Annotated in this window: 27 protein-coding genes; 1 reads left to right on the top strand and 26 read right to left on the bottom strand. The window is 47.0% G+C overall.

The window, feature by feature from the left end; translation table 11 throughout:
• Nucleotides 1-3: 3 nt before the first annotated feature.
• From asnS to MLD56_RS14525, 21 genes are all read right to left on the bottom strand, one after another.
• Nucleotides 4-1,299 (bottom strand): asparagine--tRNA ligase, encoded by a 1,296-nt coding sequence (gene asnS, locus MLD56_RS14425; protein WP_029517376.1) that lies wholly within the window; start codon nt 1,297-1,299, stop codon nt 4-6.
• A gap of 132 nt (nt 1,300-1,431) precedes the next feature.
• Entirely contained in the window at nt 1,432-2,628 is a 1,197-nt protein-coding gene (locus MLD56_RS14430) for an acetate/propionate family kinase (RefSeq protein ID WP_029517375.1), read from the bottom strand.
• Nucleotides 2,625-3,497: a 3-hydroxyacyl-CoA dehydrogenase family protein gene (locus MLD56_RS14435; RefSeq protein ID WP_029517374.1), complete on the bottom strand. Its 873-nt coding sequence runs from the start codon at nt 3,495-3,497 to the stop codon at nt 2,625-2,627. The genes MLD56_RS14430 and MLD56_RS14435 overlap by 4 nt, the downstream gene beginning before the upstream one ends.
• A gap of 136 nt (nt 3,498-3,633) precedes the next feature.
• Nucleotides 3,634-5,136 (bottom strand): AAA family ATPase, encoded by a 1,503-nt coding sequence (locus tag MLD56_RS14440; protein WP_029517373.1) that lies wholly within the window; start codon nt 5,134-5,136, stop codon nt 3,634-3,636.
• Complete coding sequence (locus MLD56_RS14445; protein WP_029517372.1) at nt 5,129-5,662, bottom strand: hypothetical protein; 534 nt, start codon at nt 5,660-5,662, stop codon at nt 5,129-5,131. The genes MLD56_RS14440 and MLD56_RS14445 overlap by 8 nt, the downstream gene beginning before the upstream one ends.
• A 446-nt stretch (nt 5,663-6,108) precedes the next feature.
• Entirely contained in the window at nt 6,109-6,633 is a 525-nt protein-coding gene (locus MLD56_RS14450; protein ID WP_029517371.1) for a cell wall elongation regulator TseB-like domain-containing protein, read from the bottom strand.
• A 37-nt stretch (nt 6,634-6,670) separates the two neighbouring features.
• On the bottom strand, nt 6,671-7,972 hold the full coding sequence (locus MLD56_RS14455) for an amidohydrolase (protein WP_029517370.1): 1,302 nt from the start codon (nt 7,970-7,972) through the stop codon (nt 6,671-6,673).
• Nucleotides 7,959-8,612 (bottom strand): redox-sensing transcriptional repressor Rex, encoded by a 654-nt coding sequence (locus MLD56_RS14460; RefSeq protein WP_029517369.1) that lies wholly within the window; start codon nt 8,610-8,612, stop codon nt 7,959-7,961. Before MLD56_RS14460 ends, MLD56_RS14455 begins: the two co-directional genes overlap by 14 nt.
• A gap of 43 nt (nt 8,613-8,655) precedes the next feature.
• Nucleotides 8,656-11,523, bottom strand: coding sequence for an ATP-dependent DNA helicase DinG (dinG, locus tag MLD56_RS14465; RefSeq protein WP_029517368.1), 2,868 nt, complete (start codon nt 11,521-11,523; stop codon nt 8,656-8,658).
• A gap of 157 nt (nt 11,524-11,680) precedes the next feature.
• The gene (locus MLD56_RS14470) at nt 11,681-12,313 is read right to left on the bottom strand and encodes a tetratricopeptide repeat protein (protein ID WP_029517367.1); all 633 of its coding nucleotides are present in this window, start codon (nt 12,311-12,313) and stop codon (nt 11,681-11,683) included.
• Between the two features lie 82 nt (nt 12,314-12,395).
• The gene (gene panD, locus MLD56_RS14475) at nt 12,396-12,779 is read right to left on the bottom strand and encodes an aspartate 1-decarboxylase (RefSeq protein ID WP_013371641.1); all 384 of its coding nucleotides are present in this window, start codon (nt 12,777-12,779) and stop codon (nt 12,396-12,398) included.
• Nucleotides 12,772-13,710: a pantoate--beta-alanine ligase gene (gene panC, locus MLD56_RS14480; protein ID WP_029517366.1), complete on the bottom strand. Its 939-nt coding sequence runs from the start codon at nt 13,708-13,710 to the stop codon at nt 12,772-12,774. The genes panD and panC overlap by 8 nt, the downstream gene beginning before the upstream one ends.
• Entirely contained in the window at nt 13,707-14,606 is a 900-nt protein-coding gene (panB, locus tag MLD56_RS14485; protein ID WP_029517365.1) for a 3-methyl-2-oxobutanoate hydroxymethyltransferase, read from the bottom strand. Before panB ends, panC begins: the two co-directional genes overlap by 4 nt.
• A 346-nt stretch (nt 14,607-14,952) precedes the next feature.
• Nucleotides 14,953-15,927 (bottom strand): biotin--[acetyl-CoA-carboxylase] ligase, encoded by a 975-nt coding sequence (locus MLD56_RS14490; protein WP_029517364.1) that lies wholly within the window; start codon nt 15,925-15,927, stop codon nt 14,953-14,955.
• Nucleotides 15,920-17,242 (bottom strand): CCA tRNA nucleotidyltransferase, encoded by a 1,323-nt coding sequence (locus MLD56_RS14495; protein WP_029517363.1) that lies wholly within the window; start codon nt 17,240-17,242, stop codon nt 15,920-15,922. The genes MLD56_RS14490 and MLD56_RS14495 overlap by 8 nt, the downstream gene beginning before the upstream one ends.
• 55 nt (nt 17,243-17,297) lie before the next feature.
• Nucleotides 17,298-18,461, bottom strand: coding sequence for an N-acetyl-alpha-D-glucosaminyl L-malate synthase BshA (bshA, locus tag MLD56_RS14500; protein WP_029517362.1), 1,164 nt, complete (start codon nt 18,459-18,461; stop codon nt 17,298-17,300).
• Between the two features lie 84 nt (nt 18,462-18,545).
• The gene (gene bshB1, locus MLD56_RS14505; protein WP_029517361.1) at nt 18,546-19,238 is read right to left on the bottom strand and encodes a bacillithiol biosynthesis deacetylase BshB1; all 693 of its coding nucleotides are present in this window, start codon (nt 19,236-19,238) and stop codon (nt 18,546-18,548) included.
• Nucleotides 19,238-19,672, bottom strand: a complete 435-nt coding sequence (gene mgsA / locus MLD56_RS14510) for a methylglyoxal synthase (RefSeq protein ID WP_029517360.1) — start codon at nt 19,670-19,672, stop codon at nt 19,238-19,240. Before mgsA ends, bshB1 begins: the two co-directional genes overlap by 1 nt.
• 56 nt (nt 19,673-19,728) lie before the next feature.
• A complete protein-coding gene (gene dapB / locus MLD56_RS14515; RefSeq protein WP_029517359.1) occupies nt 19,729-20,532 on the bottom strand; it encodes a 4-hydroxy-tetrahydrodipicolinate reductase in 804 nt (267 codons plus the stop codon).
• A gap of 31 nt (nt 20,533-20,563) precedes the next feature.
• Entirely contained in the window at nt 20,564-21,082 is a 519-nt protein-coding gene (locus tag MLD56_RS14520; RefSeq protein WP_029517358.1) for a tetratricopeptide repeat protein, read from the bottom strand.
• A gap of 50 nt (nt 21,083-21,132) precedes the next feature.
• Entirely contained in the window at nt 21,133-21,462 is a 330-nt protein-coding gene (locus MLD56_RS14525) for a nucleotide pyrophosphohydrolase (RefSeq protein ID WP_029517357.1), read from the bottom strand.
• 213 nt (nt 21,463-21,675) lie between these two features.
• Between MLD56_RS14525 and MLD56_RS14530 the strand changes: the two genes are divergently transcribed.
• Nucleotides 21,676-22,545, top strand: a complete 870-nt coding sequence (locus MLD56_RS14530) for a YitT family protein (RefSeq protein ID WP_029517356.1) — start codon at nt 21,676-21,678, stop codon at nt 22,543-22,545.
• Nucleotides 22,546-22,621: 76 nt separating this feature from the next.
• Here MLD56_RS14530 and MLD56_RS14535 read toward each other — a convergent pair whose 3' ends face one another.
• From MLD56_RS14535 to MLD56_RS14555, 5 genes are all read right to left on the bottom strand, one after another.
• Nucleotides 22,622-23,467 (bottom strand): sporulation protein YpjB, encoded by an 846-nt coding sequence (locus MLD56_RS14535; protein ID WP_029517355.1) that lies wholly within the window; start codon nt 23,465-23,467, stop codon nt 22,622-22,624.
• Nucleotides 23,468-23,599: 132 nt separating this feature from the next.
• Entirely contained in the window at nt 23,600-24,244 is a 645-nt protein-coding gene (locus MLD56_RS14540) for a DUF1405 domain-containing protein (RefSeq protein WP_029517354.1), read from the bottom strand.
• A 172-nt stretch (nt 24,245-24,416) separates the two neighbouring features.
• Nucleotides 24,417-24,596 (bottom strand): IDEAL domain-containing protein, encoded by a 180-nt coding sequence (locus MLD56_RS14545; protein WP_013371655.1) that lies wholly within the window; start codon nt 24,594-24,596, stop codon nt 24,417-24,419.
• Between the two features lie 22 nt (nt 24,597-24,618).
• Nucleotides 24,619-25,125 carry a gamma carbonic anhydrase family protein gene (locus tag MLD56_RS14550; protein ID WP_029517353.1) on the bottom strand — a complete coding sequence of 169 codons (507 nt, stop codon included), beginning with the start codon at nt 25,123-25,125 and terminating at the stop codon, nt 24,619-24,621.
• Nucleotides 25,126-25,177: 52 nt separating this feature from the next.
• Nucleotides 25,178-26,287 (bottom strand): hypothetical protein, encoded by a 1,110-nt coding sequence (locus MLD56_RS14555; protein WP_029517352.1) that lies wholly within the window; start codon nt 26,285-26,287, stop codon nt 25,178-25,180.
• Nucleotides 26,288-26,330 lie beyond the last annotated feature (43 nt).

Consider the following 26,330-nt stretch of genomic DNA (forward strand, 5'->3'; position numbering starts at 1 on the left):
CGGTTACGGATACAAACGATACAGCATACGTGGGAACGGAATCGTTTCACGTACATGATCGAGTCCACAAATCCATGCTACTGTACGCTCCAGGCCCAGTCCAAAACCAGAATGCGGAACGGTACCATATGTGCGCAGATCCATATACCATTGGTAGGCTTCACGAGCCAAGTTATGCTCGTTAAAACGTTCTTCCATCAATGCTGGATCATCAATCCGTTGGGAACCCCCGATAATTTCGCCGTAGCCTTCAGGAGCGATCATATCGGCACACAGAACAACCTCTGGACGGGTCGGGTCTGGTTTCATATAGAATGCCTTAATGTGTGTCGGCCAATGTGTAATAAACACAGGCTTGTTATATCTTTCGGCAATCGCCGTTTCATGAGGAGCACCAAAGTCTTCCCCCCATGGGATATCGAAACCTTCACCTTGAAGGAAGGCAATCGCCTCATCATACGTAATACGTGGGAATTCGCCTTGAATTTGCTCCAGCTTCGAAACATCGCGTCCGATGGTTTCAAGCTCCTTCGCACAATTTTTCAGAACAGATTGCACGATATGGCTTACAAACTGCTCCTGTACGCGCAAGGATTCTTCATGATCCACAAAAGCCATCTCAGGTTCGATCATCCAGAACTCAATCAGGTGACGACGTGTTTTGGACTTTTCCGCACGGAAAGTTGGACCAAAGGAATACACTTTGCCCAGCGCCATTGCCGCGGCTTCCATGTACAACTGTCCGCTTTGTGTCAAATACGCATCTTCATCAAAATATTTAATGTGGAACAACTCTGTTGTGCCTTCTGCAGAAGAAGGAGTCAAAATAGGTGGGTCCACCTTCGTAAAGCCGTTGCCGTTAAAGAATTCCTGTACAGCACGGATAATTTCCGCCCGTACGATCAAAACAGCACGTTGCTTGGCGGAACGCAACCACAAGTGACGATGATCCATCAGGAAATCTACACCGTGCTCTTTGGGTGTAATCGGGTAGTTTTCGGTCAAATGAATAATGTCAATGCCTGTAACCGTTAATTCAAAGCCTGATTGGCTACGCGGTTCTTCACGCACCACTCCAGTAACGTAAAGGGAGCTCTCTTGAGTCAAGGATTTGGCGTCATTCCAAATATCCTCGGACACTTCGCTTTTCACGATAACCCCTTGAATATACCCGCTGCCATCCCGCAGTTGCAGAAACTGAATTTTACCACTAGATCGTTTATTGTTTACCCAAGCGCCGATTGTAACCGTTTCCCCTACATGGCGGCCCACTTGGGCAATCGTACTTTTATTCGTCATGACCGTCTCTCTCCTCTTAACCGAAAATCAAACAGCCCTTCCCCCTGGGTCAGGCTGTTTGCTCTCGCTGTTTGGTGCATGCGGAACTCAAACAATAGTCCACATGCATAAAGTTTACACTTTCGAACCGAACTACTGAACCAGACGGAACGTGTCGCGGGCAATAACCAGTTCTTCGTTCGTTGGAATGATCAGTACTTCTACCTTTGAATTTGCAGTTGTAATCCGGCGAGGCTCGCCAGAACGAATAGCATTCAACGATTCATCCAGCTCGACACCGAGGAATGTCAATTGCTCCAACACTCTCTTACGCAGAACGATGGAGTTCTCGCCTACACCTGCTGTAAATGCAATTACGTCTACCCCGTTCATTGCGGCAGCATACGATCCAATGTATTTGCGCAGACGGTATTCATACATTTCAAATGCCAATGTAGAATTAGCTTCGCCTTTTTCCATACCTTCTGTGATTTCACGCATGTCACTGCTGATACCGGAGATAGCTAAAAGTCCACTATGCTTGTTCAGCATGGAATTGACTTCATTGACAGTCAATTCTTCTTTGTTCATGACATAAGGTACGATTGCTGGGTCCAAATCACCACTACGAGTACCCATCATAAGGCCTTCCAGTGGAGTCATCCCCATGGAAGTATCAACAGACAAACCGCCTTGAACTGCTGTTATACTACCACCATTACCGATATGACAAGTGATAATCTTCAGGTCTTCCAAAGGACGACCAAGGAATTTGGCTGCTTCCTTACTCACAAAGTCATGGGAAGTACCGTGGGCACCGTAACGACGAACCTTGTACTTATTGTACAACACTCTTGGAATGGCGTACATATAAGCTTTTTCAGGCATGGTTTGATGGAACGAGGTATCGAATACTACAACCTGCGGTACATCTGGCATATTCAATTCAGCCGCTTTAATCCCCATCATGGAAGCAGGGTTATGCAGTGGCGCCAGGTCAAACAAGCGGCGGATTTCACTCTTCGCTTCAGGCGTTACAACTGCTGACTGTTTAAAGATTTCGCCTCCATGAACCACACGGTGGCCCACAGCCTGAATTTCGCTAGTACTGGAGATTACACCATGTTCAGCATCTGTGAGTGCGTTTAGCACTTTACGGATGGCTGTAGTATGTTCCAAAATTTCGCTAACTTCGGTGTATTCTTCTTTATTGGTTGGCTTATGCGTCAGAATGGAGGAATCCATACCGATACGCTCTACCAGTCCCTTTGCCAAAACGGACTCGTCCGTCATATCATACAATTGGTATTTCAGAGAAGAACTCCCTGCATTGATTACGAGAATTTTCATATCCGGTCACCATCCTTGTCGTACTTAAAGAAGCCTTCGCCCGATTTCACGCCCAGATTACCTGCACGCACCATTTTCTTCAGTACGATGGACGGACGATATTTCAATTCACCAAATTCACGGAACATACGCTCCAGAGCAGCCAAAACGGAATCCAGACCAAAGCGGTCAGCCATTTCCAAAGGACCGTTTTGGAAGTTATAGCCGATTCGCATAGCGTCATCGATATCATCAGCGGAAGCCACGCCTTCTTGAAGTACATGGGCCGCTTCGTTAATCAGCAGACAGATAATCCGGCTTGTTACGAATCCAGGAGATTCATAAATCATGACTCCTTTTTTCTCCACTATTTCTTCCACGAACATCTTAGTGTTTTCAAAGGTATCATCCGAAGTTTTTAAACCACGAATAATTTCTACGAGATCAATACGGGATACTGGATAAATAAAGTGCATACCAATAACACGCTCTGGATACTTGGTCGAGCTGGCAAGCTCGGTCAGGCTCAGCGTGGATGTATTACTTGCAAGAATAATATTGTTTGGACACACATGGTCCAGCTCTTGGAACACTGCTTTCTTCTCGTCCAGATTCTCTGTAATAGTCTCAATGACCATATCACAGCTGCCGAGCTCCGCTAAATGGGATACTTTCTGAATGCGGGATAAGATCAATTTTTTCTCAGCTTGAGTAATTGCCCATTTTTCCAGTTGTTTGTCCAGACTCGTTTCAATCATATTGTAGGCGTAGTCTAGTTTCTCTGGTGTCTGCTCTACCAGCAGCACATCGATTCCTTTGGACGCGAGCATTTCAGAAATCCCCTGTCCCATGGTGCCGCCGCCGATGACGCCGATTTTTTTAAATTGCATGATTCTTAACTCCACCCTTTCCTGGTCACTCTCATATATTGTATCCTTCTTTGTCGAAAAATACATGTTTATGTCCCAATAGATAATAATATCTTAGCACGGACTAAAAGTAAAAAAAAATAACCAGCATAAAAAATTATGCTGGTAATAAAGCATTTTCACTAAATTGACATCTAAATTGGTCTCCAGACAAAGTTTCCTCCTTCATTAGGATGTCAAGTGAGTTGTCGAACACAGGACGATGCTTTTCCAGCAGTTCCAAAGTTCGGGTATGCAGGTCAGCCATAATCTCGCCATTTTCCCGCATGAGTTCTTCTTTCGTTACCATTTCCATGTTAATAATGCCAAGTGAAGTCAAACCGGAAGTCATCATCGTATGGACGATGTTCAGCGCCTGCTCAAAATCATTACTAGAGCCGGTACTTCGACCGCCATAGTACATTTCTTCTGCCGTAGCCCCTGCGAGCGAGATCATAATCTGCTCCTCCAGATACTGCTTGGTGTATAAATAATGCTCTTGCTGTGGATTGTGGCGCACATACCCAAGCGCTTTCCCACGTGGGCTAAGTGCAACCTGGCTTACGCTACCAGGACGAACAATTTCGGCCATAATAGCATGTCCCAGTTCATGGATCGCTACACGTTTTTTCTCTTCCAAGGTCGATTCTCGATCTGTCTTTTCACCCATCATCACTTTGTCAATTGCCATCGACAGATGTTTCTGTGCAATCATTTTCTGATCCTGTCTCATCGCATAGATTGCCGCTTCATTCATTACGCTCTCCAGCTGTGCGCCAGAAAACCCATAAGATTCCTCAGCAATTTTATCCAGATTCGCATCTTCCTGAATCGGTTTGTTTTTGGCATGAATTTTAAGAATATGAAGACGGCCCTTCTTATCAGGCAAATCCACTTGAATATGACGGTCAAAACGCCCTGGACGCGTTAAGGCGCTGTCCAGCATTTCTTTACGGTTTGTTGCCGCAATGATCAAAATCCGCGGTGTATCTACCGAGTAAATACCATCCATTTCTGTCAGCAACTGATTCAAAGTCTGATCATATTCTCGTTGCTGTCCACCCTCACGTTTACCACCAATTACGTCGATTTCGTCAATAAAAATAATTGCATTTTCCTTCTTTTCCTTGGCTGCACGAGTACGTGCCTCCCGGAACAACTCACGCACACGACCTGCTCCAACACCAACGTACATTTCAACAAATTCACTACCTGAGGCTGCAACAAAAACAGAATTAGTATAGTGTGCCGCTGCCTTAGCCATCAGTGTTTTTCCTGTTCCCGGAGGACCTGTGAGCAAAACGCCTTTTAATGGACGGATACCAAACTTGGAGATTTCATCATGTCGATTCAAAAAATCCAAGGCCTCACGCAGCTCCTGCTTAGCGCTTTCTTGCCCACCGATTTCCTCAAAAGTCAGCTTGTCCGGGCCATTTTTTTTACGTTTACGTTCTTGCCCAGCACCTACGGCCAAGCCTCCACGAGCATGCATGAGCATTAACAAGCCGCTGAACATCACACCAGCAACTAGAAGAGGGATAATATTTACCCCAATAAAAACGAGAAATATAATGGTTACCGGCACAATGCCGATTAATATTTCCTTGATCCATCTAGGCATTAGGCCATACCCCCATCTGCTGAGATTGACGTGGCAAAACGATAAACTTGGTCGCTTTCCCTTCGCTGAGTCGGATATAGACATTGTTCGAATCCATGTCGGTATCAGCTTTGATACCCGTCTTTTTCTTTTTCATATGCTCAACTGTAGATGAAATTTGAGTATACTTTCTATTTTCCATCGCTTCGGCTACAGGAAACATAGCCTCAGACCACCATTGATTCAGTGCTGAATTGGAACGGTCTGCAATATCGAGCTTAATGGTGCGGCTGCCAATGATGGATTGTCCTTTTTGCTTAACTACATCGACCAATCCGGCCACATCCGCCTGCGGTTTGAGATCTAGTTTCAATACAACCTGATCCTGTTTAATATCTATTTGAGCGCTTGTCACGCCTGGATATTGAGAAACCAGTTTTTCCAGAGGACTTTGCATTGTAACCTGACGGTAAATGAACCATCCCCCAAATAGCAGCAAAGCTGCCAAAACTGCCGCCACAACGATAGGAACTGCACGCAATTTCAAACAACATCCTCCTCTCAAAATGTAAAACTCAGAAGAAACGGGACGAATGTCAACAAACAACCAAATTGCATGATCTTACAGTGATCAGCAATTCTTTTTTCTATCATTTTTGTCTATCACTTATAAAATATAGTATATCATAACGTATATCTAAAATCGAAGGCAATGTGTGGAGGAGTTGTGATGAGGCAAAATCTTTGGTTATGGTGGAGGTGGGACGCTGCGTGTAGGATTTGATCTTACGATCGCTGTTGCCCGCCATAAAGATGAATTTGCCTTAGGAGAGAAGTTGGGTAGGTAAAGATGCTTCGCTGGCATTCAGCTCATCTTTACGGCATAGCAAGACTAAAAGACGTAAATACGAATTTCATCGCATTTACGTCTTTTTCTTGAGCTTTTAATCATTTACTAGTCATTCATTCCACATCTGCTGATCCTCAACCAGCTCAGTTATTGGGCAAAGTATACTTTACCCCCGTCGCTCCCCCATCTGAAAAACGGTAAAAGGCATAGTAATGATGGCTTCCATCATCGTAAAACAGCTGCCACACATATTCGCCATTGAACACACTCGGCTGGAGGCTTACAATTTTTACACCTGGAAGCTGCTGCTGAATTAGCGACGTCATTTTTTGCTCGTCGACTCCGTTCTTCAGCAGCTCGGTATGAACACCGCTATTATCTGCGGCAGGTACGTTAGGTTGTCCCCCCACTTTTTGAAAAGGAACCCATACCATTATATTTTCATTCTGTGCATTTTTCCCCTGAACCACCCAATATACCTGATCCCACACAGACTTCCATGTTTGAGTCGTGCTAACCAGACCACCTGATTGCTTGGCCTTAATGATAGCGGCATTTTTCTCAGCCACCTGGTCTTGAGTAACATAGGAATAATACCAGAAAATGCTGACCAGGATCAGTATCACGGCCAAAATGGCGACCGCTATCCATTTTTTCTTATTTTTCAAACCCGTGCTTCCTCTCTAAGGGGATGTGACACCTGAATTAGCGCGACAGCAGCCCTTCAAAGGCGGCTTGTGCCTCATGTTTGATACGTTCCTCGTCCATAGTCAGGCATTCGCCGTTTTTCACAACCTGACGACCGTCTACCCACACATGAGCCACGTCCTTGGCGCTTGCAGAGTATACCGCATGGGAAATAAGATCTGTACGCGGCAAGAAATGTGCCTGATCCAGATCCAGCGCGATAAAGTCAGCCTTGTTGCCTGCTGCCAACGCTCCTACTTCTTTTAAACCAATCGACTTTGCACCGTATTCTGTTGCCAGACGCAGCGCTTCACTTGCAGGAACTGCCGTAGGGTCACCGGATACACCCTTGTGAATAAGTGCTGCCAGACGCATTTCCTCGAACATATCCAGGTTATTATTGCTGGCAGGACCATCCGTTCCGAGAGAAACCGTAACCCCTGCACGCAGCAATTCAGGCACTCTTGCCACACCACTTGCCAGCTTCAAGTTGCTGCCAGGATTGTGGGAAACCGCTACACCACGTTCTGCCAGTAAAGCTATTTCTTCGTCGTTCAAATGAACGCCATGGGCAACAAGCGAAGGACGGGAGAAAAAGCCAAGCTTATCCAAGTGTGCAACCGGACGCAAACCGTAGTCGCGTACGTTTTGCTCTACTTCGGCGATCGTCTCAGACATGTGCGTATGCAGTGGCAAGTCCAGATCATGCGCAGCTTGTACGAATTTTTCAATAAACGCAGGTGGACATGTATATGGCGCGTGCGGAGACATCATCGTAGTAATACGCCCGTCTGCTTTACCGTGCCAGTTACGTGCAAAAGTCACGGCCTCTGCCAGCTTGATTCGCTGTTCTTCCTCCGAACATAGTCCAATTGCTCCACGCATCAGACTTGCACGAATACCTGACTCCTCAGCCACACGAGCCACTTCATCCATATGATCGTACATATCGAGGAAGGTTGTTGTTCCACCTTTCAGCATTTCCAGCACAGACAAGGACGTACCCCAGTACACGTCTGTAGATGTAAACTTGGCTTCCATAGGCCACATTTTTTCCTGAAGCCATACTTGAAGTGCCAAATCATCTCCATGCCCACGCAGTAGAGACATCGCCGCATGACCATGAGTATTGATCAGACCAGGTAAAAACAATAGCCCTTTACCATCGATCGCTTCCGTCTCTTCCTCACCCGCAGGCAAGGTTTCGCCAATATAAGTAATACGACTATCCTCCACAATCATAAAACCATGGACTACCCCTGCTTCTGGTCCATTTACTGCAAAAGATCCGTTTTTAATCATCCATTTATTCACTGTCATATTGTGCTTCTTCCTTTCCGTCCTCCAAATAATAAGCGAGGCTAAGCAAATCAGTTGTAAAGTCTGTGGCATGAATCCGAATGTTGGCTGGTGCCTTGAGAGTAGTCGGTGCAAAGTTCAGGATCGCTCCAATTCCGCTATCAATAAGCCTATCAGCCACGTGCTGTGCTTCAAAATCAGGTACGGTAATAATCCCGATTCGAATGTTTTTTTCTTTCACAGTCGCTTCCAGTTCATCCATCGGTTGCACGACCAATGTATTGATCTTGGTTCCTACCTTATCCGGAAACGCATCAAATACCGCCACAATCTTCATATTGTCTTTTAAATAAGCGTTATAATTCGAAAGGGCTTGCCCCAGATTACCCGCTCCGACCAAGACTACATTAATTTGTTGGTCGATTTTCAGGATATGGCGTATTTTCTCAATGAGATAAGAAACATCATAACCAATACCCTTCCGACCAAAATCTCCAAAATAAGCAAGATCTTTACGGATTTGGGCCGGGTTCAAATCTAGCCTCTGTCCCAACTCTTGTGAAGAGACCGTAGCCACCTCCCGTTTGTGAAGTGCATTCAGATAACGTAAATATACGGGTAACCTCCGTACGACAGCCTCTGAAATTTTATCTGATTTCATACTTGCTCCCCCTAATTGTAACGAACATACTTATGTCCGTCCGTTATGCCTCTGTCTCCGGGGCGGATTGGAGCCATTCGGCGATGCGGGGCACCATTTGCTCCGATGGCATATGCTCCATTTTTGGTCCCGGTAACGAGTACAAAAAGTGCTTTCCGTAATAGGATTCAATCACACGCGTATCATAAACGATAACGACCCCGTGGTCGTTCGCTGTACGTACCAACCGACCAAATCCCTGTTTGAAGCGAATGACCGCTTGAGGTACAGACAGCTTCATAAATGGATTCTTCTTCTGCTGCTGGAGCAGTTCGCTTTTTGCCTCCAGCAGCGGGTGATTCGGCGGTTGAAACGGCAAGCGAACAATGGCTAGACAAGTCAGAGCCTTCCCCGGAATATCGACGCCTTCCCAGAAACTGCTGGTCCCCAGCAATACAGAAGCTTTCGCTTCCTGAAACCGGCGGGTTAGCTTGCTGCGACTTCCACTGTCCACACCTTGTCCCAGCACAGTAATTTCGCTGGATGCTAAGGCCTCTTTGAGCGGCTCATACACTTGCCGGAGCATCCGATAGGACGTAAACAGAACGAGCATTCTCCCCTGCGTCGCCTGAGCAGTCGCTCCTAGAGAGCTAACGAGCATATCTACAAAATGTGCATCTCCTACACTGCCCTTCACACTTGGGAAATCCCGTGGAATAACCAGCAACACCTGATCCCTGTAATTAAAGGGTGACGGGAGCTGCGAAGTCATCAGCCGCTCTTGATCTGCGGCCTCCTGTAAGCCGAGCTGATCGATCATGTACTGAAACGACTTATCTACCGACAAGGTAGCAGAAGTCAGAATAATGCTTCTTTTTTTGTCAAAAAACATTTCTTTCAACTGGCGGCTCACATCGACGGGTACCGCATAAAATTGCAATGATTTACTACGGAATTGCCCGCTCGCCTCGAGCCAGTATACGGTTGTTTCATCATCGAGTCGGATAAAAAAGCGCAAATTTTCTCGAATCCCCGCCAAATCCTTGAGCAGACCCGTGATATCTGTAATAAGGCTATCCGCCGCATAATCGTCATGTTCTTCCTTGACGTCCAGCATCAGCTTGTCGCCCTTGCGCAAAATTTCGCTCATCGTTACATATAGCTGATTTTCCAAAGCTCCCGCCTGATCCCACTTTGCAGGCTTGGCCGAAGGTTTGAGACGGGAAGAAAACTGTCCTGTTTCACCCGGTGTCGCATCACTTCGCTCCGGCAACATGCCAAACAGCTTGTCGCTTAGCAGGTCCCAAGTTTCCTTCACCTCTAACACGAGCGGATACAGCTGGTCGATAGTTGAGGCCCAATCTGCCGACTTCTCGTGCCCCGATTTCGCCAACTGTTGACGAAGCGAAGGCAGTTGTCCATTCTTGCTGTCTTTGAACAGTCGCGTCAGTGTATGCACGAGTGTGAAATATTTCATATGCATACCTAGGTGTTTACCAGCTACTTCCTCCAGGTGATGGGCTTCATCTATCACCAGATGTTCATAGCTCGGCAATAACTGATGACTGGCTTTGACGTCTGTGAACAACTTAGAGTGATTCGTAATAACAACATCCGCTATTCCTGCTTCATGGCGTGCACGATGATAATAACATTTGCGGAACCATGGGCAAGAACGACCAAGACAGGACTCTGAATCACTCGCCACCGTTTCCCAGAAATCCCCTCCACGGTTGCTCAGATTCAGTTCTTCATCATCACCGGTTTCTGTTAACGTCAACCAGACGATCATCTGAGCCGCTGTAATTAAATCTTCCTTCGGTGTAGCGAAGTCTCTTCTGTTTATTTTATGTTCAAACTTACGCAGACACAAATAATGTCCCCGACCCTTGAAAATAGCTGCCCGAAACGGAAACGGAATCACCTTGGTCAGCATCGGAATGTCGCGCTCGCGTAATTGTTCCTGCAGGTTGATCGTATGTGTACTCACCATAACGCGCTGTCCCTTTTTCACACTGTGATACAGCGATGGGAGCAAATAACCCAGAGACTTCCCTGTTCCTGTACCTGCTTCAATCAGCAGATGCTTGTCTTCACTCAGTGCCTGATTCACACCCTCAATCATCTGTATCTGCGCCTCGCGCTCCTCATATTGACTCAAGGATGAACGCAAATTGTCCCGCACATCATCCATGTACTCCTCAAAGGTAACACCTGACAGTGGATTCGGGTCATCTTCTCTACGCGGAGCAGCTAGCTCCGTCCAATCTTCCACTTTTAGCGCAAGCTGACGAAAAAACTGATATCCCTCCAAATCCTGAATAGGATCAAGCTCTTTCTCTTCACGCACCCCATCAAGAAACCATCCAAGGTCACTGTCTTCCTCTGCAAACAAATCACTAAGCCGCTGTATCGTTATCAGAGGTAATGCTTGAAGCTCACCCAGACACTTTAAAAACACCTCGGCCGTAGCCAATGCGTCGCTGTCTGCTTGGTGAGGGCGATCATGTGCCAGCCCGAACTCAGAAGACACAAAACCCAACTGATACGAAGATAGTGATGGAAACATAATTTTCAGAAAATCCATTGTATCCAAGATTCTTCCGCTAAATGGCAAGTATCCGCACCGATCCAGAGCGTTTTGCAAAAAATTAAAATCAAACGCCACATTATGACCGACCAGTACAACATCGTCCAGCATAGGCACAAGCTCCATCATCATTTCTTCAAGTGCAGGTGCATCCTTCACGTCATCGTCTGTAATTCCGGTCAATCCAGTGATAAAAGGTGGAATAGATCTGCCAGGGTTCACATAAGAGCCGTAAACACGGGAAATGCTGTTATCATGATCTATAATTGCAAGTCCGACTTGAATGATGTCATCCGCGGACTGGGTGCCTGTCGTTTCAAAATCCAATACCGCAAATTTCATTCGGGCTTAATCCTTTCTTATGACACTTACAAAAATAATAACTCCGTATATTAGCATAGCAGAAGATCGCGTGTTTGGAAATTAAGACAGCCAAAAAAGACGATGCATACGCCGCCTCAGGAGGTGGGCATGCATCGTCTTACTCGGTGTCTGACAACTACATCCAGGTCATTATGGAGCTGTCGTATCGAAGCTTTTCGGTACCGGACAAACAGGCTTCCATATTGTGCAGCGGCTCGGGTAACGCAGGATCTAACTGATGTGCGAGAGCAAAACATTTTTGCGCCTCCTCTACGTCAGCCTGCTTTGCCAACAGACAGCCTAGCGCATTATAGATGACCGCTTTTAGTCCTGCCTGCTCAGTCAGGTCCAGCACCTTCTGAAAATGGTATACAGCTTCTGCTGGATCATCTAGTTGAAAATAGGCCATTCCCATATACATGCGACTCTGCCAACTGTTCGGAAAATGCTGTAGTACCTGCTCAAATTGTTGGATCGCCTCAGGGTACATAAGTAATCGATAATACCCTTGCCCCCGACTAAAAGCCGGTAGCTCTTTTTCAGGCAGCTCCGTGTCAGACATATCGGTCTCTGCGGAAAAGCCGGCCGCACGCAGGCACACCATTTTTTCCTCAAAGGCCAGCCACTCATCCATAATTCCGTCACTCATTCTCCGCAGCAGACTCCAGTGCTGTAGCAGCTCCTGCCTGCGGGAGCCCTGGGCTGATGGGTAATGCTTCACGATATCATCTAACATGCTGTTCATTTCTGCGAATACATGCTGGAACATGTGCATCCCGCCCTTATGAAAGATGGATTAATACACTCACATTTTTCGCTTAAAAGGCGGGTTTCATCCACACTCCCATTCATTACATGATCGTCGCATGTACTTCTTTGTTCATCGTTTGGGCTGGTTTATTATGTTCATCAACAAATACCACTGTTGGTTTGTATGTTTTGGCCTCTTCATTTGACATGGAAGCATAGGAAATAATAATGACTGTATCACCAGGCTGCACCAAACGAGCTGCCGCACCGTTGAGACAGATCACACCGCTCCCACGCGGTCCGGGGATAACATAGGTTTCCAGTCGAGCTCCATTGTTATTGTTTACAATTTGAACCTTTTCATTCTCCAACAGATCCGATGTCTCCATGAGATCTTCATCTATAGTGATACTCCCCACATAGTTCAGGTTAGCTTCCGTAACCGTAGCGCGGTGAATTTTGGATTTCATCATAGTTCTAAACATGGGAAAGCACCTCCGCCTTCTGTATTCTTATATTGTCAATCAGTCGGGTACTGCCAAATTTCACAGCTAGCGCTACGATGATGTCTTCCCGAACATCACATAGCCGCTGCTCGGGAAGAAGGGGCTCCAGACCGGGAAAAGTTAAAATTTCAATGTAATCAATGTCTGCTAAAGGAGAGGAAGTAATGGTGGACTCCACCATTTGATGTAACTGACGAATCGTAATTGTGTTTGTTACAATATCTTCGCTCACTTCTTGCACCTTACGCAGTGACTGGGACAGCACCAATGCCTGCTCGCGCTGTTCTGCACTTAAATACACGTTACGGGAGCTGAGGGCCAAACCATCCGCCTCTCTGACGATGGGACAAGGTACGATAGTCACGTTCATATTGAGATCAGTCACCATCTGCTGGAGCACAGCAACCTGCTGTGCGTCCTTCATCCCAAAAAAGGCCAAATCAGGACCTATCATGTTAAAAAGCTTGGCTACCACCGTAGTCACACCATCAAAATGGCCGGGACGGGAAGCACCGCACAAGCGATCTGTCAAAGCGGATACACGAATTTTGGTTTGGGTTGGTTGTGGATACATTTCTGCTACAGTTGGCAAAAATACAATATCCACGCCCTCACGCCGTGCTACCTCCAAATCACGAGCTTCATCGCGGGGATAGCTTTCCAGATCTTCATTCGGTCCAAATTGGATCGGATTTACGAAAATGCTAAGCACCACCGTATCTGCCATTTCACGCGCCTTGTGCATCAAGCTCGCATGTCCTTCATGCAGGTATCCCATCGTTGGTACAAAGCCGACTTTATGTTGCAGTAAAGAGGCAGAATCGTGTACCGTTTTTGCTCCATTGGCTCCAAGTTGCCGACGTTCGGCAATAACCTTGCGTAGTTGAGCCACTTCTCTTACGATGATCATGACTGAGATTCCACCTTTTCCTTAGCTTGTTTCTGCGCTTGTCCTTTTGCCTGTCCGTACAAGGACTCCACAACACGGTCATCCGCGCTGAATACATGCTCTGCGGCCGGGAATGCCCGCCCTTTCACATCACTCACATACTGCTCAATGCTGCTACGGATCAAGCCGCCTACATCGGCATAGATTTTAACAAAGCGTTTGCTGAAATAAGGAGATGCGTACTGAATCAGATCGTGATAAACAAGTACTTGACCGTCACATCCACGTCCTGCACCGATTCCAATGGTTGGAATGGAAAGTTCTTTAGAAATCGCCGTTGCCACTTCCTCAGTCACCAATTCCAAGACAATACCAAAGGCACCCGCCTGCTCTAATGCCTTGGCATCTGCCATCAACCGACGTGCGTCTGCTTCGTCCTTACCTTGAATGCGATAGCCACCAATTTGATTAACTGATTGCGGAGTAAGCCCGATATGTCCCAGCACAGGTACACCTGCCTGAACAGTCGCTTTTACGACATCGGTAATTTCAGCTCCGCCCTCCAATTTAACAGCATGCGCATGTCCTTCTTGCATCAGACGGCGGATGCCTTGAAGACTTTCGGATATGCTGCCGTGATATGTCATAAAAGGCATGTCCGCTACGATAAATGTATGCTCAGCGCCTCTTGCAACTGTCCGGGAATGGTACACCATATCATCCAAGGTCACAGGGATGGTCGAATCGTAACCAAGAACTACGTTACCCAGCGAGTCCCCCACGAGAATGATGTCAATTCCCGCCTCCTCGGCTATCTTAGCCGATGGATAATCATAGGCGGTCAGCATACTGAGCGGAATGCCCTCCTGCTTCATTTTTTTCATTTTTACAATATTCAGCGCTTGTTTTCCTGCCATCGCGAATGGCTCCCTTCCATCTTTCTTTGGCACAAAAAATAACCTTTTATGAACGCCTGTACATCTGCGTCATCAAAAGGTCCGAACAGCCAAAAAAGACACTCATTTTGAGATCGTCCCTTCTGTCTCGGTCCTGTTCGGCTCAGAGCAGAATCCAACGTAACCTTCAAATGAAGTTATGATGGTCTTACAAACTTGCTAAAGTAGAGCAATGTGCCCTTGGAGTGCAGCTCGGACCGTCCGATGCCGCCTCCTGCACAGTATAACAAAAAACATCAGCTTTTTCACGTGAAGTTTCACACAGGAAACAGAAAGATTGTGGTCGTATACTCAGCTAGGGTCGCTTCTACAATTGTATATCCCCTGAAATAACCTGAATCCGCTCACCCTGGTTCGTTTCTATCACTAGTGCCCCTGAAGGGTCCAAGCCCACCGCTGTACCTTCTACCGCTATCCCTTGTCCCGTATGTGCCCGAACGCTGCGGTTCATCGTCACGGATAACGCCTCCCACAGCATGGCTATGGGCTGGAACCCCTGCTCGGCATACAACTTACTTAGCAGCTCCATTTCTTCCAGAACTGCAGCAATCAGTGCAGTACGGTCAATTTCAAGCCCTGCTTCTATTTTCAAGGATGTCCCTACATGGGATAGCTCTTCCGGGTAATCTTCTTTATTTAAATTTACGTCAATGCCGACCCCTGCAATACAGTAGCGGACCCGTTGATCCTCTGTTGCAGATTCCAACAGAATACCGGATACTTTGCGACCATGAATCAACAGATCGTTTGGCCATTTGATTCCTGCCTCCACACCCGTCAGCCGACGAATGGCTCTACACACTGCTACACCTGTAAGTAGCGTTAGCTGGGGGGTAAAAGCTAAGGGCTGGGTGGGGCGCAATACAATGCTCATCCATATCCCTTTGCCGCGAGGGGAATACCATTTACGTCCCTGACGTCCCCGACCCGCCGTCTGTTCTTCTGCCAGCACTACCGTTCCCTCCGGCGCATCCTCTTCTGCTAAACGCATAGCATCCTGCTGAGTGGATACCGTCGAATCCAGCACTATGATACGCTGGCCAAACGATTGTGTAGTTAATAGATCTGCCAGTTTGGATACTTCCAATCGGTCAGGCCGAGATATCAACCGATAGCCCCGGCGCGAAGAGGCATCGATATTATAACCCAGCTCACGCAGTTTGTTGATTTGCTTCCATATTGCTGTGCGACTAACGGAGAGGCGTCGGCTAATCTCCTCACCAGATACGTAATCGGATGAACCTTCCTCCAGTATGCCTAACAGTCTATCATGATTATTCACTACTCATCACCCGTTTCACTTCCTGAAGCAATGTTTCTGTTTCATTCGGGATATCTCCGCAAGCGACCGCTTGTAAAAGCCGTTCCATCATCTGCCCCAGCCAAGGTCCACCTGGTCGATTCATTGCCTGAACCAGTTCATTTCCAGTAATATTTAAATCTTTGATACGAACGACGACAGCCTGCTGTGTCCACGAGTTTGCCAGTTCGGCAATCTTCTTCACATGCTTTTCTACCCACGGCGGTAATCCACGGAACGAAGAAGGCAGTGTCTTGTGAAGCTCCAGCCAGTCTGAAGCTGTATCCTTTCCCAGCTTAATTAACAATCGAATCCAGTTACGACGCAGTACCTCGTCGTTGATAGGGTCAGAATCTCTCGAAACAGAGTTGTCAGCTATGGCAACAGCATGGCTGATGAGCTCGGTCTCCCATTCCAATAAATGAACCAAACGCAAACGTACGGCGTTGGAGAAGGTCCAAGCTCTTAATAGCTCGTCCGCTGCCTCGGAGCTAAGTCTACAAGACATAAGGAGCAAACCCCACCGTAGCTCTGCTGGCAGCTGCACGATCTCCTTGAGCGCCTGTGCGTCACATTGTTCCCAGGGAACCGGAACCTTCGTACAGCCAAGCAATCCGCTACGTCCCAGCATCTCCAATCCACGTAATGGGTCAGGCCCCGCTAGCATCTTTTCTAACTCGACTCGTACCCGTTCCATGGCTATATATCGAAGTCCCTCTCTGCGACGGATCATACCTTTCCAGGTATTGTAGGCCACCCGGAACCGAAATACAGAGGCAAAACGGATGCAACGCAGCATTCGCAGCCCGTCCTCCTCAAAGCGTTCCTCAGCTCGTCCCACACAACGAACGAGAGCAGCTCGCAAATCGGCTCCTCCCCCAAACGGGTCCACCCGCTCTCCGTGTTCTGCCATCGCAATCGCATTCATAGTAAAATCCCGTCGCATCAGATCCTCACGGATATCCTTCACGAAGGCAACTTCCGTTGGACGGCGGTGATCGGCATAACCGCTTTCTGTACGAAAAGTGGTCACCTCGAACGCATGGCCACCCTGCATAACCGTTACCGTCCCATGCTGGATTCCTGTCGGAATAACATGAGGGAATAGCGCTAAGACCTGTTCAGGCTCAGCCGAAGTGGTCAGATCCATATCATGAATAGCTCGTCCTAATATCTCATCCCGCACACAGCCGCCAACCCAGTAAGCTTCGTGGCCTGCTGCTGTTAGTGTATGTATGACCTCTCTGCCATGAAGTGCCATCTCTTGGTCAGCGCATTGCCAAGTATTTGTATTCATAGGGTTTCCCCCTTTGCAAGTATTCAATATAAAAAACGGACGCGAGTCCGCCCCCTTAAACGCTGATCGGTTTAAGATCCGGCACCTCGCGTCCCAACACACGGTAATAGATTTCTTCATATTGACGGGTAATCAGCTCATCACAAAAAACGGTACGGGCGCGGGTCAGACACGCTTCACGGAAACGTTCCGCCATCGCTTCATCGGACAACAGCTCAACTGCATAATCAGCCATCGCCTCAGTATTACCAATTTCAGCAAGATACCCCGTACTTCCATGCACAACGAGTTCAGGAACTCCTCCGGCCTGAGAACCGATTGTCGGCACTCCACAGGCCATTGCTTCCAGCGCAACCAAACCAAAACTTTCTTTTTCCGAGGGAAGCAGCAGCACATCCGCCATAGAAATCACTTCTGCGATCTGATCCTGCTTACCTAAAAAGAAGACCTTGTCTTGAAGTCCTAAATCCTCAATTTTGCAACGGATTTTTGGTAGATCCGGTCCTTCCCCCACCAGCAGCAGCTTCGCAGGCACTTTTCGTTGCACTCTTTCAAATATATCCAACACATCGCCCACCCTTTTGACAGGACGGAAATTGGAAATATGCATCATTATTTTTTCATGCGGTTGGGCAAAGTCTCTTCTAAGCGCAGCGGCATCTCGTGGATAATACACCCGTTTATCTACAAAATTATAGGTTAAATCAATAGGCCGTGTAATTTCCAGCGCATCTATCGTCTCCCGAATCAAATCTTTGGAAACCGCCGTCACAGCGTCACTTTTGTTAATAGCCAGCCGAATCAGGTCCTTCAACGACTCATCCTGTGCCAAGACTGTAATGTCCGTACCGTGTAGGGTGGTTACCACCTTCAGATGATCACCCACCATTTCCTTCGCCAAGTAAGCGCATACTGCATGTGGTACCGCATAATGAACATGGAGTACATCCAAATTCTTCATTTGTGCGACTTGGGCCATTTTGGTCGCCAGTGACAAATCATAGGGCGGATATCTAAACACGTAATAATCGTTAATTTCAACCTCATGATAAAAAATATTTTTCTGAAACGTCCCGCCTAATCTGAACGGAATGCTATTGGCAATAAAATGAACCTCGTGCCCTTTTTCTGCCAGCAACTTGCCCAGCTCAGTAGCCACTACGCCGGAACCACCCAGCGACGGATAACAGGTAATCCCAATTTTCAGTTTGTCATTCAAGCTAGCTGCCTCCTTCCGATCACCAGTGATAACTTTTCTGCCGATTTATTTTAACACTCTGCAAAATGCTCAAGTATAGAATTCTTATGTGAATAGCTTAACCAGATATGGCGTTTTGGACGCAAAGCCTTCCGCATACGAAATCAATTTGCGCTGACCCAACAACGAGTCGCGAGCTTTTACGCGTTCCACATATCCCTGATTTAATGGAGTGGATACTGTATCCTTTCCAGGCGCTGCCTGAAATTGCGAAGCATAACTCAATAATGACTGTTCCTTGACTTCATAATGCTCGGTGATATCCACAATCAAATCCGTTCTGCCAATATCATTGATAAAATAAAAATATAATTGCTCTACCTGTACCGCAGGATTTTCTGGCATAAAACGTCGCAACTTCGCGTTAAATACCGCTTCCTCCACCAACTTGCTACACATGACATGGTCTGGATGCCGATCCTCCCAATAAGGAGCGAATACGACTTTCGGTGCATGGCGCCTGATTTCTGCTGTAACTGCAGCTACATGTTCAGGAGTTACATATAATCCACGATCAGGCAGACCCAAATTCGTCCGCACAGCAAGCCCGAGCACTTTCGAAGCATGTTCAGCTTCTGACATACGAGTATCCACATCACCATTGGATGACATTTCAGCCCGCGTCAAATCGCACACGCCCACCTTTAAACCAGCGGCTGTATGCTTGGCAATCGTGCCTCCCATTCCTATTTCTGCATCGTCAGCATGAGCTCCGAAAATCAGGATGTCCAGCGTCATTATATATCACCCTGCTGGTCAATGCCCGGTTTATATTTATGTACCAGCTCACGCCAAGCAAAATCGCCTCGGTCTAGCGCTTTCACCAGTATTTCAGCAGTTGCAACGTTTGTCGCCAAAGGAATCCCCTGCACGTCACACAAACGTAACAAGGCACTAATGTCCGGCTCATGCGGTTGTGCCATGAGCGGATCACGCAAGAATATAATCAAGTCCATGTCATTTTGCGCAACCATGGCCCCAATTTGCTGATCTCCTCCAAGCGGCCCGGACATGAAACGGTGAATTTCAAGCTTGGTTTGCTCCATAATACGCAGACCTGTTGTACCTGTTGAAAATAACTTGTGATCTGTAAAAACATGCTCATAGGCCGTTATGAAATTTACCATTTCATCCTTTTTTCGGTCATGCGCTATAAATGCAATCTTTAACATTCGAAGTTCCTCCTGCCTCATTCTATAATTTCATTCGTCCAATCATTCGCGTATTCTTAATCGATGTAATGCTCAAATCCATATACAAGCCCTGGCTGCTCCATGACCTTCTGAATACCGATTTTAACACCCGGCATATAGCCCGCCCGTTCATAAGAATCCTGACGAATCTTCAGAGATTGTCCAAACCCTCCGAATATCACTTCTTGCTGTGCGAACACACCGGGAAGACGGACACTGTGGACACGAAACCCTTGATAGTAACCTCCCCGTGATCCTTCTAACGTTTCTTCCTCTTCCGGGTTACCCTGTCGCAGCTCTTCACGCTGTTCGGCGATCAGCTCTGCGGTCTTAATGGCTGTGCCCGATGGCGCGTCCAATTTTTGGTCACCATGATATTCGATAATTTCCAAATGTGGGAAGTATTTCGCTGCCTGAGCCGCAAACCGCATCATCAAAATGACGCCAATTGAAAAGTTTGGCGCGATCAGACCACCAATTTGCTGCTCACGACACTGCTTGTCCAGTTCATCAATCTGTTCGGGAGTAAACCCTGTTGTTCCGATAACCGGACGAACTCCATGCTTGATAGCAAGCTCTGTATGTGCATATGCAAAACGCGGCCCCGTAAAATCGACCATGACATCCGCTCGGCTATCCAGTAATGCCTGCTCCACATCCTCCACAATAGCGATACCCGCTTCCGGTAGTCCGACGAGAAGGCCGGCATCACTGCCGGCATGTGTTCTGTTCACTGCGGCCACAAGCTGTAGTTCCTCATCTTGAAGAACCAATTTGACAACTTCACGGCCCATACGCCCTGCTGCTCCTACAACAGCCACTTTTATTGGTTCTGACATATCCCTACAACTCCTTATGCATCCATTTGTGCTAGATCTGTTCATTCATCTGCTGGCATAACTTCTTCATGAGGTTGGCAAGCTGCACATTGTGAGGAAACAGTGCAGCCGCCTCACGAGCAGCCTGCACAGCCAGCTTATACTCATTCATTTCGTCATAAATCAATGCGAGCAGCAAAAAAGCATCCCCACATAACGGATCGAGGGCTATTGCTCGTTCCAGTAACAAGATCGCATCCTGACGCACCTGCGGCGTAGCTCTGTCGACATCCAGCATTTTTCTGGCCTTCTCCGTATGCTGCCTGGCTTCCTGCGCATGTAGATGGAGAACATATTCATCCTGCTGTGGAGCGAGACGAACCGCATGCTCTGCATATGCGAGAGCCTGCTCCAAACGACCACTACGAGCATAGGTAACCGAGCACCGGAAATAATGCTCCGCATGATCAGGCTGAGCTGAAATTGCTTTTTCAAACCATTCCACGGCCTGCTCAAAATCGTTCTGCAAAATGCACTGATAAGCTTTCTGAACGTATTCCTCCGCCTTCATGACACTGCACCTCCGGGTAACCGGTTTGGTACAGCATATGTACAAAGCGCCTAATCGGTGTCCTTTTTGGTCCAACGATTCGCATCACGTGTGTTAAATTTATGCATAACCTTATCATGTGCCTCGGTCAAATTTATACCTAGCGAGTTCGCAAAGCAGATGGTGATGAACAAAATGTCCCCCAGCTCCAGCTCAATGGAATTGTCCGCCTCATCCGTTTTTTTCGGTTTCTCGCCAAAGGAGTGATTGACTTCCCTCGCCAGTTCCCCGACTTCCTCAGACATCCGGGCCAACATCGCTAAAGGGCTAAAATACCCTTCCTTAAATTGAGATATATACTGGTCTACCTCACGTTGAATTTCATCTAATGATTTTTCCATGAAACACGCAATCCCCCCATGTGCAGGTTTATTCATATGTTATCGTAAAGCACATTTTAAAACAAATTTTTTTTAATTGTGAACTTATGACCCCAACTTACTGTCATCAGTCTTTTAAAGCTACCGTAAAAAGGTATACTACATATAAGGAGCTGCGATTAGCAAAATCAGCATGAAGTCGTTCTTCCTTAAACTGCTACTGCGAGGGATTATATGAAGATATCCAAGTCCATGGAACAGCTTAAAATGATTTTACCCATTGTGCTCGGGACCGCCATCTATGCATTCGGTCTGCTTTATTTTATTATACCCAGTAAACTGATGGAAGGTGGTATTACTGGGATCACCCTGCTGCTCAATTATGCTTTTTCGATTTCACCCTCTCTCTCCACATTGCTTCTGAACATTCCTTTATTTTTAATTGGATGGAAAATGCTTGGGGGCAAGCAAATTCTATATACAGGGGTAGGTATTGGGTCGCTCACTTTTTTTCTGTGGTTGTATGAAAAAATGATTCATCTCGGATGGATGGGAACATTTCAAACTGAACACGATTTTATACTTTCTTCATTATATGCGGGGGTTACGCTTGGAGCCGGATTAGGTATTGTGTTCCGCTTTGGCGGCACCACGGGCGGCTCGGATATAATCGCTCGTATTCTAAACCGGAAGTTTGGCTGGAGTATGGGAAGGATTATGCTGGTCATTGATATCGTCATTATCGGTGCTTCACTACTTTACATACCAAAAGAAAAAATTCTATATACATTAGTCGCCGTGTTCATCGCGTCCAAGATTATTGATTTTATACAAGAAGGCGCCTATTCCGCCAGAGCCTTTATGATTATCAGCGACCACACGATGGACATTGCGGATATTATTATTAGAGACATGGATCGCGGAGTTACTATTATTCCGGCTGTAGGTGCATTTTCCAAGCAGGCCAAGCATGTTGCCTATTGTGTCGTGCCTCGTCAGGAAATACGACGTTTGCACCAAATTGTTAAATCGGTTGATCCACGGGCGTTTATTATCATACAGGATGTGCATGATGTACATGGAGAGGGGTTCAAAGAGGAATAGCCCGGAAATCCGGGCGATGGGCTAATCTATATGGATGGCTCAGCAGCCAACGACGCGAATGTTCGAATTTGCATCGTTATCCAGAGAAACCAGCTCGATATTTACGATAACCTGCATAGACCAGCGCCAGCAGAACAATCATGCCGATTGCCAATTCTGCCCGGCGCTCACTTTCACGTGGGATAAATGGCGCCAGTGCAGTGGCGTCTTTTTCACGTCCAAACAAGGCATTAAACGTCGGATTTCCCTGATCCAACGCCCCTCTAATGGCTGAGGCATCTGCGTATTGCTGATCACCCAATCCTTTGACGTAGGAAATCCATGAATCAGCCCGGACAACCTCACTTGTTCTGCCATGTATCAATGCTGCTGTACGAATCGTCTCATAATGGTCCTCCAGCACCGCGGCTCCAGCTTTGAAACCCTTCATGTTACCTTTAGCAAACTGGCTGTTCAAGCCGCTAACATCTTCTTTTAAAATCTTATAATACTGCTGCCATAAGGGCTGACGCGGATGTGCAAGCGCATCTGTCGCAAGTCGTAAATTGGCCGCAGCCTTCACCCACTCATCTGGTGATACTTGGACGGACTGTGTAGCTTGCTGGACCTCAAGGATGCTGCCGGACAAAGCATGAATGGCCTCTACAGATAACGCTGCCTGCACCTGGCCGGTGCCAAACCATCGACTCACCTCGGCTACATCCGCGTGCGCTTTTTCAATGTTCCCGTCCATCACATCCCGATACAGTATCGCAGCTGCATGATCCAGTTCCTCAATTTCTTTTGTATTTCCTATGGGTTTTGATTGATCACGTGCTTCTGCCACACCTGGAGGGACGCAGACGGACAGCAGCAGGACCATAGATAATACAACACTCGAAACAATACGTATCGTAATTTGAAACGTCTGACCCCTAATCATGGGACATCCCTCCTCACCTTACTGTATGGCAAGGTTACCGGGACTAGAACTTTCTTCAAAATCAAAACCAAAACTTTGTGTAGCTAAATGATTAAAGCTCTTTCTTATTTTATGATCATCACGGATTCCTTTCTATTTCTTCACTTCTACTCTCATTCGATTGCGCGCAAACATGGCAAGCCATGCTGCTACGATACTGACAAGGGTTAGCATATAGGTAAACGCACGCACTTGCGGTACATTATCCATTAGCGTCTTTGGAAGATACGGATATATACCAAATGTATAATCCATCGTATCATTTAACAATGTCCAGAGTGCGGCTAGGCATAAAGCAGCCCATTTGCAGGTGAAAAAACGCACGAACAGTAACGCTTCGACCGCCATTGCCGTGTGAGATGCCACCAGCATCCAATCCTGCCATATCATATGTCCGCCCTGCGCAACTCCCCAAAAAATAATAGCTGAAGCCCATATGCCATATTTTACACTCGTGACAACAGCCAACGCCTCCATGATCTGTCGAATGACCTTCAAGCTCTTGAGACGCGGAGAATAGAGCAAAAATGCTATAGAGATCGTAAAAAACAGACTCGCCGTCGGACTATCAGGCACAAATACAATCTGCCACATCGGATGATAATTTAGAGTATATTCCAACTGCCCCCCATACCATATGTACCCATACACTGTTCCTACCAGATTACACCAGAACAGCAGCCATAAAAAAGGCCGGCTCGTCAAGAACGACCGGCTCCACAAATAAGATAACGACACGCCCTTCATCCTCCGTTCATACGACGGTTGCCTTGTACAGGCCCATCCTACAAAAACTATATCATATCCAAGCGTACCAAAAAAACCTGACCGCCGCTACAGTCAGGTTTGATGATTATAATCTCGAACTAACAATTGGTCTGAAATCCAACTTAGGGTTCCTAAGATTATTCTAACTCATTGCTTTCAGCTCATCCGTAAGATGACGAAAAGCTACTTCATCTCCGGAGGCTAGCGCCTCATCAATATCCTTGTAGAGTTTTTCACTCCGGTGTTTACGTAATGCCTCGTCCAAAACCATTTCAGCAGACAGGCCCAACATTACTTCATAAGTAACCTTCATTTTATCCATAGGATGCACCTCCAACATGAGTTTAAGAGATCCTATATTCTTTTCCTTTCGCCACATAGCTGAGTGCCGTTCGTGACATCCGCTGCAAATCTGCATCTGTCAATTCGCGCACCACTTTGGCAGGTGTACCGAGAGAAAGAGTATAGGGTGGTATTTTGGTATTTTCCGTAACGACCGACCCTGCTCCTATTAAAGCATATTCACCAAGCTCCGCTCCGTTGAGTACAATGGCCCCCATACCGATTAAAGTGCCTTTGCCTACCGTACAACCGTGGATTATTGCAGCATGACCTATCGAAATGTCATCCGCCAGAAACAGGGGCTGATCCGTGTTCACATGTCCCACGACACCGTCCTGAATATTGCAGCGTTGACCGATGATGATAGGCGCCATATCTCCGCGCAGTACGGCATTAAACCATACAGAGGAATCTTGGCCGATCGTTACTTTTCCGACAATTTTTGCTCCTTCTGCCACATAGACAGATGAATGGAGCTGTGGCATGTTTCCGGTATAGTGAATCAGCATCAACTTCACCCTCTCTTTTTGGGTGAAATTCTATCAACATGTGTGTTGCTTGTCAATGGAGCCGTATACCCGAGTCGTTCCGCCCAATGCGGCACTCTCCCGCCAACTTCAGCCCCCAGGCCGTCATCTGTACAGAGGGTCCCGTCGGATGTTCACCCTGACGAAGCATACCCAAGTGAAGCATCATTCGTATAATTCTCTGATCAAAGACCGAACGGGGCGTATCATAGTAAAACGGTCGAATCAGTGGGCCGATATGTACAAAAAGCGACTCTGAGGACGTCCACGGTCTGGCACATTCTCCAATCCAGTAGACTAGAGAAAGCAAATTAGGAACGGCTCCTTTATACAGTCTTAACCAAAACCTGAATAGCTGTATCATTTCTTCCTCAATTGTATGCTCCTGATGCGCTTCCCCCTTTGCTGTCAGCACAACCTGGCCCCCTTTCTCCTCGATGTACTTGGAGTGTCGGGCATAATCATACAGTAGGGCCATTCGGTCTGGATAAAACTTAAAAGAGGAACCATACCCGAAACGCCATCCTCCCTTACCCAAAAGCGGCTCCGCAATGTGCAAATGCTCCATCAGCTGCTGCTGATTGCGACGGTACCAAGCCCCCTCGGGATTTAGCGGAACCTCATGCTGCCCCATGTATTGAAGGAAAAGCCGTAAATCCTCTGCCAGTAGATGCCCTTCATCCTGGTACGAAGACGGTTCGCTTACCCGTGTCATTCCGCTTTGGAAGTCATGTACCATAACACGTCGAAAGCGCTCCTTCATATCCAACGGAATTTGGAACAAATACCTCGTGTTGTGCGTCGAACCGTTGAACAACCAGCCACTAGAACGCAGACGGGTCACAATATCTCTTGGCCGCTCACCAGGATTTTCGTCCTCCTCAACAGACTGTTTGGCTATTGCAATCAATTCCTCCATGCTGAAATACGGTCGGTCATCGAACAGCAGTGCGTTCAAAAACCTTACCTCTGACAACCTCAGCTCCTTGACCTGCGCCTCAAAAAAACTACTGCTGCCGAGCTTCGTCAAAATCCCCTGGATCAACTCATGCTTGGAATTAGGTTTACAGTCACAATCGTAATACACCGCGATTCTGTTCAAATGCACAATATCCGCAAATGTCAGCATATCCGCCAGATTCATTGTTCCATCGCCTCGTCACTGGACTGTCATCCGGAATTGATTC

This window comes from Paenibacillus peoriae, from assembly GCF_022531965.1.
Classification (GTDB): Bacteria; Bacillota; Bacilli; order Paenibacillales; family Paenibacillaceae; genus Paenibacillus; species Paenibacillus polymyxa_D.